Origin of the sequence: Alicyclobacillus sp. ALC3, assembly GCF_028751195.1 — a bacterium.
GTDB lineage: Bacteria > Bacillota > Bacilli > Alicyclobacillales > Alicyclobacillaceae > Alicyclobacillus_L.
The window spans coordinates 2,805,063-2,816,257 of record NZ_CP066784.1 but is presented as its reverse complement, the minus strand read 5'-3'; the positions used below and the strand labels follow the sequence as shown (position 1 = coordinate 2,816,257).

Genomic DNA, 11,195 nt, shown 5'->3' with positions numbered 1-11,195 from the left:
GACCCGGCCCGGCGACCCTCGGTTGGCCGGTGCGAGCCACGAACCTCGCGGGCCGCGGGCGCCGATAGCCGCGGATAACAGCCTATTCCGTGTTTTGGCTGCCTCGCGGCGTCGAATAGGCGGTCCGCCGCGGCTTACTTGCCCGAAAACCGCCGATTTGCCACCCATTTTTAGGGGATAAGCGGCCCTGGGCCGCTTATCATCCACTTTGGGCACGTAGAATCCGCCGATAAGCTGCTATGTGCGGTTATGGTGGTCCACTCTGGCGGTCCAGCCGGGCGCCCCTCGGATGCGGGTGGGAGCCGGGGGCCTCCGGTGCCACCCCGGCGGCTCAGCGGTCTACCCTGTCGGCCCACCCCGGCGCCACAGCCCGCCAGCCGGCGGGCCAGCCGCCCTACCCCTACCTCCCGGACTTCTCCAGGTGCGCTATCACCTCGCGAATCATCGCGCGGACCTTCTGGAAGTCGACCGGCTCCCACTGGCGCAGCAGGGGCAGGTACTTGGCATCGTTCGTCGCCATGACCTTTTGTAGAAACAGCGTGATCATGCCGCGATTACGCCCCTTGAGGTACTCCATGCTGACCACGGGCGTCCCGTTCTCAATCCACGCGTCCCACTCGCGCAGAAACTCGTTTGCCCGCTCTTCGCGCTCAACCTCCCAGCCCATCTCCGTGAAGACAATTACCGGGAGCTTCCAGTTATACTCCAGCGCCAAGTAGTCGTGCCGAATCATCCAGTCAATCTTTTCGGTGATCTCGACGAGAGTGTAGTGCGACAAACTGCCGTACGCCGGATTTTGCCGCAGCTCCATGTCCTGTGAAAACTGCAGAACCTTCTTGTCCTTCGAGCCCTTGAGGATTTTCGCGAGCATCGTTCGCCCCGCTGTGCCGATCACGGAATCCGCACCACGGAGAATCCGCATGATTTCCTCGTCGGATGGTTTACCGAGTTTGTTCCCGCCTTGCTGCACGCGCCTACCTGCGCCGCCCGAACTCTGCCCACGTTGTCGCGATTCGCCCGTCGGGTGGTTGCTCATGAGCCGTCACCCCCAGCTTGTCCACACGTTTGGTCGAGTTTTCCTGTTGGTCCTCCCATTGTAGCACTGTCCGGCGCGAGGCGCGGCATTTCCAACGGCGGGGCGTACGGGGACGGCAGCGTCTACCTGCGTTGCGTTGCGTTGCGTTGCGTTGCGTTGCGATGCGATGCGATGCGATGCGGGCACACAGATAACCGCACAGAACTGCCTATCTGGCGTATTTGTAGCCTTATGCATCCCAATAAGCGGTTCACGGCCGCTTACACGGCCGTGATCATCAAATTTTGGTCTCAAAATCTCCGATAAGCTGCTGACGGCCGCCTAAATGTGACGTGATAGCCGTCATGCAAGCCCATTAGCGGCTGTGTGCTGTTATAGGCATCGGTCCCCGCCCATCAGGCATCGCGCATCGCGCATCGGGCCCCGCATGTTCGCCTCAGCCGTCCCCACCACACCGCATCCAATCGACTTACACAACGCCGCTTGCCGGAAAACTCAATGCCCTACTCCCCGCGAAATCCCCTGACCCCGTCCATGAACCGCTTGACGCGCTCGACGTCCACGTGGTTCTCGAACACGGCGTCGCGCTTAAACGTGGTGCCTACCACGGCGCCGTCGGCGACCGAGAGTTGCTCGGCCAAGTTTTCCAGGCGCACGCCTGTGTTCGCAAGGACGACCGTGTCTGGCACCGCCCGCTTCACCTTCAGCAAGGTCTGCGCATCAGTCTCCACCCCTGCCGTCAGTCCCGAAACACACAGCGCGTCCGGACAGTTGTTAAAGACGGTAGACCTTGCGATGCTTTCGACATCGCGATCGGCCAGGTACTTCGCAGCCTCCGGCACGATGTTGAATAGCAGTTTCACGTCGCTCGCGCCCAACCTGTGTTGGTGGCGCACCGTTTCGCCGACGTTGGTATTCCACACACCAAAGTCGCTGGCGTACGCACCGGTGAAGATCTCACGGACAAACCGTGCGCCCGTAGCCGCCGCCAAGTCGAGGGACTTCTTCGCATCCCATAGCACGTTCACGCCAAACGGGACGGTGATGGCCGGGATCAACTCCCCGATAATGCGGGCCATTGCCGCTACCGTCTCCGTCTTCACGTCGGTCAAGTATGGCAGGCTAAACTCGTTCGAGAACATGACAGCGTCCACGCCGCCATCCTGCAACGCGATTAAGTCCTTGCGCGCCATGTCGACGACATACTCCATGCCCTTCGTTCTGTCATAGAGAGGATCGCCCGGCAGCGGCAGAAAGTGACACATAGCGATAATTGCCTTTTCTGTTCCGATAACCTCTTTCAGCCATGTCACGGCGCATCACCTCGTGGGTAGTTGTTGAAAGTAGTCGCTGACCTCGTGAAAGTCATCTTTCAAGACCTCGTACAAGCGTCGATAGACACCGTATGTCACGTTGTAGGTCGCATGTGCGTCCGCATTGGGCGCAAAGTGTTGCTGCTCGGACAGGCAGTCGAGCACCTCACTCCAGTCGCGGTACATGCCGACCGCCTTGCCGGCGAGGAACGCCGCCCCCAGAGACGACCCAGGGTGGTTGCGGAAGGATGTCAGTGGCAACCCCAGGATGTCACTGGCAATTTGCAGCCACAGCCGGCTCTTGGCGCCGCCGTTGGTGGCAAACACTCGCTTCGGATGCAGATCGCGTTGCGCCAACACATCGATGTGGTGCCGGAATCCGTAGATGACCGACTCTAGAATCGCGCGAAAGACATGCGCTGGCGTGTGGTGCAGCGACAATCCGAAAAACACGCCGCGAGCCTTCGGGTCGAAAATGGGCGTCTTCTCTCCGAGCAGATACGGAAGGATGACCAGCCCGTCTGACCCCGGCCCGATTCCCTCGGCCTGGTCATCAAGGGCGTGAAACACGTTCCCATCACCCGACTGCGGATCAAACGGGACAAACTGTTCGACGAACCAGCGCACCAACGACCCGCTCGACGCCATGCAGCCGTTCAGCAGGTACTTGCCAGGGATGTCGTGGTAGTCGAAAAACAGCTTGTCGTGCGTGACCAGTTCATCCGAGCAAAAGAGGATGTCACCGGCGCCGCCAAATTTGATCAGCAAATCGCCTTCTTCCACTACGCCAGCCGACAGGGCGGACGCAATGTGGTCCGCTGTCCCAGCGATCACGCTGACCCCTTCGCCAAGTCCGAATCCAGCCCCCGGCGCAACACCAGCTCCCAAGTCCAGGCCCAGTTCCTCCGCGACGCTCGGTTGCACAGTTCCCACGATGTCCAGCGGTTGCCTGACCTGTGGGAACCAGTCCTGCGACACACCGAATGGGACGAGGTATTCCGGGATGAACTCGCGCTTGCGGATGTCAAACAGTCCGCTCTCGGCCGCCCAGTTCTCTTCGAGCGACCACTCTCCCGTCAGGCAGTGGACAATCCAGTCGTATGAACCTACAACTGTGCGAACTTGCTTCCACACCTCAGGCTCGTGTTTCTTCACCCACAGTAGCCTTGGCAGCACATGCTGCTGGTTCGTATATCCACCGGTTCGTTCATACAAGGTGTCTTGCTCCAAAGCCACCTGCAACTCACTGATTTGTTCCGTACACCGGGCGTCGTTCTGTTGAATGCTGCGGCGAAGCGGCCTTCCATTCTCGTCTAGGAGAACGATGGCCGGCACCATGCCGCTCACCCCAATCGCCCGAATTCGCGGGTTCTCTCCAGGCAATTCGCGCAGGGCCTCAGTTGCCCCTTGGAGCAAGTCACGCGTGTGATGCCACCAGAGCTCTGCGTCCTCTTCTGCCCAGTTCACATGGTCCGTGTAAAGCGGGTGCGAACGGCTCTGCTCGTAGACGACCCGGTGCGTTTCGTCGAGCGCGATTAGCTTAATTGCAGTGGTCCCGATGTCAATTCCAATCACGTATTCTTTCACTCTGCACCAACTCGCTATGGATGGAATGACCAAGGCTCTGAGATTGTCCATCATACCGCTACTCCGGTGACCCGAGGATGACCTTGGTTCCTTTTGCCCGGATGCTCTCCACGTCTTCCTCGGGTGTGCCCGAGTCCGTTACGACGTAAGACAAGTCTTCGGTCGAACAGATTGAGGCAAGAGACACCTGCCCGAATTTCATGTGGTCAACGAGCGCAATCGTCTGCCGCGCGCGTTGGATGTAACACTGCTTAACCTCGACGTCGTCGAGGTTAAAGTCGGTGGGGCCGGTTTCGGGATCAAACCCGGAAGCCGCCAGAAAAAACTTGTCGAAGTTGAACCTCAGGATTGTATCGCGAGCGATGTTTCCGACCATCGACATCTCGTCTCGCTGAAACCGACCGCCAATGAGGTGCAAGGTGAAGTTAGAGTTGCCCAAGGCCTGCGCTGTCAGCATACTGTTCGTAAACACCGTCAGCCGCTGAAAACGCCCAAGCAACTTGGCGAGTTCCAAGCACGTCGTGCCGACATCAATCGCAATGACGTCACCTTCGTCAATCATCTCCACAGCCGCGCGAGCAATTTCCTGTTTCTCGCGGAGGTTGTACTGAGCCCGTTCGCTGACAAACGGCGAATAGCCGACACTGCTCGCGGGCAGTGCGCCACCCCGTGTCCGGTTGACCAGCCCGTTCGCCTCCAGCGTGGCGAGGTCCCGCCGAACCGTAGCTTCAGACACCGAAAGTGCCGCGCAGAGGTCATCAACTGTCGCTTGTTGGTTTTCCTCTACGATATCTAGAATTTTGCGTTGACGAATCGACAAGACCATACGTGCGCCCCCATACCTTGTACTGACTAGTACTGATCAGCCTCTGACTAGTTCAATGTCATCCAGCGTGTCGACAGTCAGGTGGCTGTCAAATCGGCTGAGATTTTCCGGATACGGTACTCCAATCCCACTCGCCCCCGCCGCCGCGGCCATTTGCACGTCGACCAGGGAATCGCCCACCATGACGAGCTTGGCAGCATGAACGCCGAGCTCCCTTTCTACGTACCTCAGCATGTCAGGGTACGGTTTACTATTCTTGACTTGGGCGGGTGTACAGACCAAGTCTACCAAATCTCGCACTCCAAACAATGCCAGTGACTCGCGCGCGCGGGACTCGTCGTCTGCCGTCACGACTGCGACCTTCATGCCAGCTGCCTTCGCCCGGTGCAGGATGTCCGGGAACCCCGGACGTGGGACCAGCGCTTGTCGGAGGTCGAGGTCATCGTCCGACTGCTTGAGGCGCTGTTTCGCCGTTTCGAGCGCTGTGTCCCACGGAAGTCCACTATCCCGGTACAGGAGCGCGGCGACAACCACAGCTTCTTCGCCCGGTGACATCAGGGCAAACGGGCCGTTTGCGTCCGCCTCAATCTCTGAACTCACACCGAGTAGAGACCGTAGTTCCTGCAGCGCCACCTCACTTGCCATGTCGGACAGCGCCCTTTCCCGCGCGCGCCACAGTGTGCGCCAGAACACGCCCCGCTCGAACATCAGTCCGTCTTTGTCGAGGCAGAGAACCTCGCACTGCATCTCCCGCCCCGCCGCTCGGACGATGCCCATCACGCCACCCCTTCATCAGACCAGGTCTGCTCCGCCCGTCACATCCACCGCTTCGCCAGTGACGAAGTCTGCCAGGTGTGACGCGAGGAACACGTAAATTCTCGCGACGTCATCCGGCGTCTGGATCCGCTTCATCGGCGTCAGCCGGATGTACTCGTCGTACACATCAGCCGGGTCCATACCGCGGAGTTGGCCTTCCCAGACGATTTCCCGGTCCTGCATACTCGTCTTTACAAACCCCGGGCAAACGCAGTTGACGGTGATGCCGTGCTCTGCAACTTCGAGCGCGGTGCTCTTGGTGAACCCAATCACAGCCCACTTCGAGGCCGCGTAGTGCGCCAAGAGTGGCGTGCCGCGCTTGCCTGCCATCGACGCCGTGTTGATGATTCGGCCTCCGCCCTGCTCAATCAGGTAGGGCAGCGCCGCCTGCGTGCACAGGAACACACCCTTGGCGTTGACGTTCATGTTGAAGTCCCACTCTTCTTCGGTCAGGTCGACGATCCGGTTCATCGTCGAAACCCCTGCGTTGTTGCCGACGATGTCGATTCTGCCGTAGCGCTGATAGACTGTCTCGTACAGCGCCTGGCAGCTCACCTTGGACGTGACGTTCACCTGAACCGCCATGCTCTCCGGCGCCGTTTGACGGAGCTGTGCAGCCACGCCCTCTGCCGCTTCCACATTCAAATCTGCAACCACGACAGTCGCGCCTTCCCCGGCGTAGTGAGTGGCGATACTGCGGCCAATGCCTGATGCGGCACCAGTCACAACCGCGATCTTCCCATCCAACAATCCCATGTCTGTCACCTCATCTATATCGTGGGTCAACCTGATGTCAGTTGGTAGTGAACCTTCTTCTTCTTGGCGTCGACCGTTACCAGCGCCCCACGGAGAATTCCATCGCTGTACTCGCTGCCTGGATTGATGGAGACAGTGCGGCCGATTTTCGCCATGCCGCCCGATTCGTGGATGTGCCCGTGTAGGCTGACGATTGGCTGGTACTTCTGAATGACGCCGCGCACAGCAGTACTCCCTGCGCCAAAGGTCTGAATTTCTCCAGCCCGGACGATTGGCTTCAGGTCGTCATCGAGCATCGGGCAGCGGTCAATCGTCGCGTCTTTGGGCGGGACGTGAAGGTTGAAGACCGCGCAGCTCATGTCGCTGATTTGCGCAGCCATCCGCTCATACGCCGCCTCCAAGTCCGCTTCATCGAGCTCACGCGGACTGTCCCACGGCGTGTGGTTGCTGTAGCCGTACGACATCATCGGGACGGTGTCTTTGAGGTACAACACTTTCCCTTCCGGGTTCACCACGAAGTCGCTCGACATGCCGTCGAGCACCGCCGGCTCGTCGTCGTTGCCCGGCTGGATGTACACGTCAATGCCGTTTGGCTTGGCCCGGTCGTGAGCGAGCTCAACCCAGTCGACAAGGCTCTTGCGCACGACGACTTCAAACTTTTCACGCAGGGCGTCCTTGTTCTGTGACAGGTGGTCAATTTCGTCAGGTGTCGCAATAAACGGGTACAACCCGGCGTTGCGGATGGTCGCAATCACGTCGGCAATCCCGTCTTCGTAAATGGTCTGTTCCTTGCCTTCCACACGTCCACGGTACGTTCCATCTGACAGCTTGGTGATTGGCACCAACGCCTTCCCTGTCACATCGCCGCCCAGTACCAACACGTCGACGCCGTACACCTTTCCGGCGTTCAGGAACTTGCGGTAACACCGCTCGGAACCGTGAATGTCTGTCGCGAAGAACACCTTTACATCCCGTCTCAAGCTGTCACCTCCTCGCTTCTTCCGGCAGTTGGTACCAAATGACCTTCCGCCCCACGGCGTTTCTCATCTTCCACTTCATCGACTTCGGCCGATCGTCCATCTTCTGCCGCAGCTGCTTCAGCCTGGACAAGACGACCGTCTGCTCCGCCTGGGGTAGGTTTGCATCGACGTAGGCCGAAAGTTTGTCCATCGTATCCGCACAGGTTGTGTACCAACCCCAGTCCTGCGCAGTCAGGTCAGCGATGTACTCTGCGTTGATGACGCGCGGCGCATCCGTCGACCCGATTTCTGCGCCGAGCAGAATCACGCACATGTCCTGGAAGTCCTTTTCGTTCGTCTCGACGACTTGCAGCTTCATCAGCAGCAGGTCCGCTGGCGGCAGAGCCGCGTCAATCAGACGCAGACGCGGCTCGAGGTCTAGCGTGTGGCACTGCGCGAACTCCCGGACGAACACGTCCGCCTGGAGGTCCCCGGCCATAAACATCAGCCGGGTCGCTCCGTGCAGGGCGTTAAACTGTCGATCCGCTTCAAATCCGCAGCTCGCGAAGATTTCCGCGAGGCCTTTCGCGTCTTTGCGCCCAACCCCAAAGTCGAGGTCTTTGCAGGTCCGCTGCAGTGGCGGGAATTCTGCGGGTTCTGGAAACAGACGTCGGATGGCCACTCCACCCAAGAGGCGTAGACTCGAGTCCTTCGACTGTGCCCGGGCCAGAATGTCTGACGCATGACGTTGTAGTTCCTCGTTGGACTTCATGGCGCCACCCTCTTTCGAATCTGAACTCGACTTGTTTGGCTCGACTTATTCCGGCGGCAACGCCCGGAAGGTCGCGGACATGTCGATGTGCTGCGACTTACGCACCGCTGCCATGATGACGTAGTAGATAATCGCCAGCACAGGCACAGCAAACGCCTCGACCATCGCTTTCGTCGTCACCTGCAAGCCGAATTGGCTGGCTTTAAACGCGACGACCAGCACGAACACCCAAGTCAGGATGCCAATCACGCCCGCGATGCTCACAAACGGAATGCCAGCGAGTTTCCACCGGACCAGGCTCGGCGCGCTGTCAAACAGGTCCTTGCGCGTATACGGGAATACTGTCGCTGCCAAACTCACAAAGATAAACGCGAGCGACATGACGGCAATGATATTCACGAGGAAAGAAGACAGCCCCGCGTAGACGTTGAGGAAGTTGATGATCTCGACCACGACCGCAATCGTGAAGATCGCCTTGACCGGCGTGTGGAACCTCTCACTGACGTCTGCGAGGGACTGTGGCATCATCCGGTCAAACGCCCACGCAAACAGGTTGCGCGTGCCCAGCATGAAGCCCGTCGGCGTCCACCACAGAATCGCCAGCAGGAACGACAACGCCACGTACGCCTTGAGCAGGGCTGGCAGCACGAGATACTTGGTCATCGCCGGCAACACGTACTGGACTGACGCCGGTAACTTGGACGCATCGTGAAAGCCCATGTACGTCAGCGCGTTGAAAAAGTTGTACCCGACCGCCTTGTAGACAAGACCACTGCCGATGATGTAGAGCAGTGCGGCTGCGACGAGGCCGCCGAGAATTGAGGTGGTCGCCGTGCGGCGGACGTTGCGAATTTCCCCAGCGAAGTAACCCGTCCACTGGAACCCGGTGAGAGTCTGGAACGCGTAAATCATCGCGAGGAATGTCATCCCCCAGTTAATTCCGGACGTCGCATGGTAGCCATTTTGTTGCGCGATGGTCATGATTTGTGTAGCAGACACACCAGTCGTCTGCTGGAAGTGTGTCGCGAATGCACCGTGGCCTGTGATGAGCAGGCCGACAATCCAGATGCCCATGCCAATCCAGACAATCCAGAAGAGAACACGCATGTAAACCGCGACCCTGCGCGTACCCATCGACATCAAAAAGGCGAACAGGATGGTCAGAACGGTCGAGACGATAATCTGCGAGGTCGGGCTGGAAATCGCTGCGACCGTCGATGAGGATGCGCCCCAGACATAAAACGCTGCCGGAGCAAAGTAACTAAGCATCGTCGTAAAGTTGAAAGATATCCAAGTGAGGAACACAAACGTTAGGGATACGTTCGTGACGAACCCGACGGACGGATGCAGCATGCGGCTCACCCACACATAGTCGCCACCTGAGCGAGGCATCGCAACGGTCAAACTGAGGTACACCCAACCAAAGAAAAACATGACGATTGCAGCAAGCACATACGCGACCATGACGTTGCTGCCCTGAAACGCCGCAGGGGCAAAGCCAAGCGTCTGAGAAATGCCAACAGGGATTAACACTGCCGAGAACACCAGGTTAAACGCGTCAAATGCGCTCAACTCCCGGACCAGCCCCGTCGCATTACGAACAAACATCTCCTGTTGTCCGTTTTGCGCCATCCTTTTCACTCCACTTCATATGGTTTTCACTCCTACCCATAAACCTTCCGGGAACCTCCTTTCTCAGCTAGACGACCGTTGTGCCGTGCGCACCTGCTGTGAGTGAAGAATCTTGTCCGCGCATAATTCAGTCATCCGTATTGACTGTATATTAGATCATTTAAACTTATTCAGTCAACTACATTCAAATACCAATCATTTTCAATCAATATATAGATGGTTTCAATCATTCTGACGCGCCCACCCGCTCCGTGCAACCAGGACGCGCCATACTCACGCGTGTCCTTTACCACCTCCACCGCCCAGACCGGAAGTTCTATTTGCAACCTGCGGCACAATATTATACTATACGGTTAATTAATCTCCCTGAGCACAGGAGGAATCGCCATGGTGATGACGGAGTCGGTTGTCGCCCCCAAGCGTGCAACCCCCATAGAGAAGCTGCCGAGCGACGAGAGGGTGTTCCCTGTAGCGTGGTATCCGGTGGCGTGGTCGAAGGAACTCAAAGGCAAGCCAATCAAGCGCCGCCTCGTCGGCCGTGACTTCGTGCTGTATAGAGACAGAAGGGGACAGGTTCGCTGCCTCGAAGCTTACTGTGCGCATCGTGGGGCAGATTTATCACTGGGGAAGTGCGTCAACGGACGCCTGCAGTGCGCGTATCACGGCTGGGAGTTTGCCGAATCGGGCATGTGTGAACACATCCCCGCCCACCCGAACAGGCCAGTCCCGGACTTTGCCCGCGTCAGAGCCTATCCTGTGCGAGAAGAGGCTCAACTCATCTGGGTGTATCCGAGCGACGCAGGAGGTGACGCCCCATGCGACAAAGACAAAGCGCCCGCTCTGAATGTCTTTCCCGAGCTGAACGACCCGCGCTTTGTCCTCGCTCCGTACGACGAGGAGTGGCGGGCGCACCTCACACGCGTCGTGGAGAGCGTGCTCGACGTGGCACACCTTGCATTCGTGCACAAGAAGACCATCGGCCGGCGCGTTCCCGCCGAGATCAAGAAGATGCAGTTCGAAGCTGCGGGGTCCCCTGACGTCATCTCCATCCACAACGGCGGCGGACTGCTCGAGTACCGGTTCCCGCAGCAGTGGATGTTGCGCCCGGACAGCTCGACTAACGCCCAGTTCATCAACTACGTAGTGTTCTCGCCGATCGACAGCAACCACACGAGGATATTCGGGTTTGCCGGCCGGACGTTCGCCAAGCACGTCCCGGGGATGAGCCGCATCTTCTCCAACTACAGCCGCAAGATTTTGCGCGAAGACCAGGCAGTGGTGGAGAGCCAACACCCTCGTCCCATCCCGGAGGCACTCCGCATGGAAGCCCACGTCCCGGCGGACGCGCCGCAGGTGCGCTTCCGCCAGCGCTGGTTTGACTTTTTGACCGGGGATGAACCGAAGGTGCTGATGTGAGCAGCATATGTTTTCGCAGTGGACATGCGAGACGAGGGACAGGTGTCACGACATGCCTATCCCATCCGTGGCGTCCAACCCG

The 11,195-nt window shown here is 58.7% G+C and carries 10 protein-coding genes; 1 reads left to right on the top strand and 9 read right to left on the bottom strand.

Annotated elements, in window-relative coordinates:
* Window positions 1-400: 400 nt before the first annotated feature.
* From JC200_RS13075 to JC200_RS13035, 9 genes are all read right to left on the bottom strand, one after another.
* On the bottom strand, window positions 401-1,036 hold the full coding sequence (locus JC200_RS13075) for an RQC-minor-1 family DNA-binding protein (RefSeq protein ID WP_274432139.1): 636 nt from the start codon (window positions 1,034-1,036) through the stop codon (window positions 401-403).
* A 503-nt stretch (window positions 1,037-1,539) separates the two neighbouring features.
* On the bottom strand, window positions 1,540-2,349 hold the full coding sequence (locus JC200_RS13070) for a BtpA/SgcQ family protein (protein ID WP_274432138.1): 810 nt from the start codon (window positions 2,347-2,349) through the stop codon (window positions 1,540-1,542).
* A 6-nt stretch (window positions 2,350-2,355) separates the two neighbouring features.
* Entirely contained in the window at window positions 2,356-3,987 is a 1,632-nt protein-coding gene (locus JC200_RS13065) for an FGGY-family carbohydrate kinase (protein ID WP_274432137.1), read from the bottom strand.
* Between the two features lie 7 nt (window positions 3,988-3,994).
* A complete protein-coding gene (locus JC200_RS13060) occupies window positions 3,995-4,762 on the bottom strand; it encodes a DeoR/GlpR family DNA-binding transcription regulator (RefSeq protein WP_274432136.1) in 768 nt (255 codons plus the stop codon).
* 36 nt (window positions 4,763-4,798) lie between these two features.
* A complete protein-coding gene (locus JC200_RS13055) occupies window positions 4,799-5,539 on the bottom strand; it encodes an HAD family hydrolase (RefSeq protein WP_274432135.1) in 741 nt (246 codons plus the stop codon).
* Between the two features lie 15 nt (window positions 5,540-5,554).
* Window positions 5,555-6,334, bottom strand: coding sequence for an SDR family NAD(P)-dependent oxidoreductase (locus JC200_RS13050; protein WP_274432134.1), 780 nt, complete (start codon window positions 6,332-6,334; stop codon window positions 5,555-5,557).
* 26 nt (window positions 6,335-6,360) lie between these two features.
* Window positions 6,361-7,314 carry a metallophosphoesterase family protein gene (locus JC200_RS13045; RefSeq protein WP_274432133.1) on the bottom strand — a complete coding sequence of 318 codons (954 nt, stop codon included), beginning with the start codon at window positions 7,312-7,314 and terminating at the stop codon, window positions 6,361-6,363.
* A gap of 4 nt (window positions 7,315-7,318) precedes the next feature.
* Complete coding sequence (locus JC200_RS13040; protein ID WP_274432132.1) at window positions 7,319-8,065, bottom strand: hypothetical protein; 747 nt, start codon at window positions 8,063-8,065, stop codon at window positions 7,319-7,321.
* Window positions 8,066-8,110: 45 nt separating this feature from the next.
* Entirely contained in the window at window positions 8,111-9,697 is a 1,587-nt protein-coding gene (locus tag JC200_RS13035) for an APC family permease (RefSeq protein WP_274432131.1), read from the bottom strand.
* Window positions 9,698-10,090: 393 nt separating this feature from the next.
* Between JC200_RS13035 and JC200_RS13030 the strand changes: the two genes are divergently transcribed.
* Window positions 10,091-11,113 carry an aromatic ring-hydroxylating dioxygenase subunit alpha gene (locus JC200_RS13030; RefSeq protein WP_443111911.1) on the top strand — a complete coding sequence of 341 codons (1,023 nt, stop codon included), beginning with the start codon at window positions 10,091-10,093 and terminating at the stop codon, window positions 11,111-11,113.
* Window positions 11,114-11,195 lie beyond the last annotated feature (82 nt).

Bases quoted from the DNA above. Each gene is read 5' to 3' on its own strand.
- JC200_RS13030 (WP_443111911.1), top strand. From the start codon at position 10,091: ATGACGGAGTCGGTTGTCGCCCCCAAGCGTGCAACCCCCATAGAGAAG.
- JC200_RS13075 (WP_274432139.1), bottom strand. From the start codon at position 1,036: ATGAGCAACCACCCGACGGGCGAATCGCGACAACGTGGGCAGAGTTCG.
- JC200_RS13035 (WP_274432131.1), bottom strand. From the start codon at position 9,697: ATGGCGCAAAACGGACAACAGGAGATGTTTGTTCGTAATGCGACGGGG.
- JC200_RS13060 (WP_274432136.1), bottom strand. From the start codon at position 4,762: ATGGTCTTGTCGATTCGTCAACGCAAAATTCTAGATATCGTAGAGGAA.
- JC200_RS13040 (WP_274432132.1), bottom strand. From the start codon at position 8,065: ATGAAGTCCAACGAGGAACTACAACGTCATGCGTCAGACATTCTGGCC.
- JC200_RS13055 (WP_274432135.1), bottom strand. From the start codon at position 5,539: ATGGGCATCGTCCGAGCGGCGGGGCGGGAGATGCAGTGCGAGGTTCTC.
- JC200_RS13050 (WP_274432134.1), bottom strand. From the start codon at position 6,334: ATGGGATTGTTGGATGGGAAGATCGCGGTTGTGACTGGTGCCGCATCA.
- JC200_RS13065 (WP_274432137.1), bottom strand. From the start codon at position 3,987: ATGGACAATCTCAGAGCCTTGGTCATTCCATCCATAGCGAGTTGGTGC.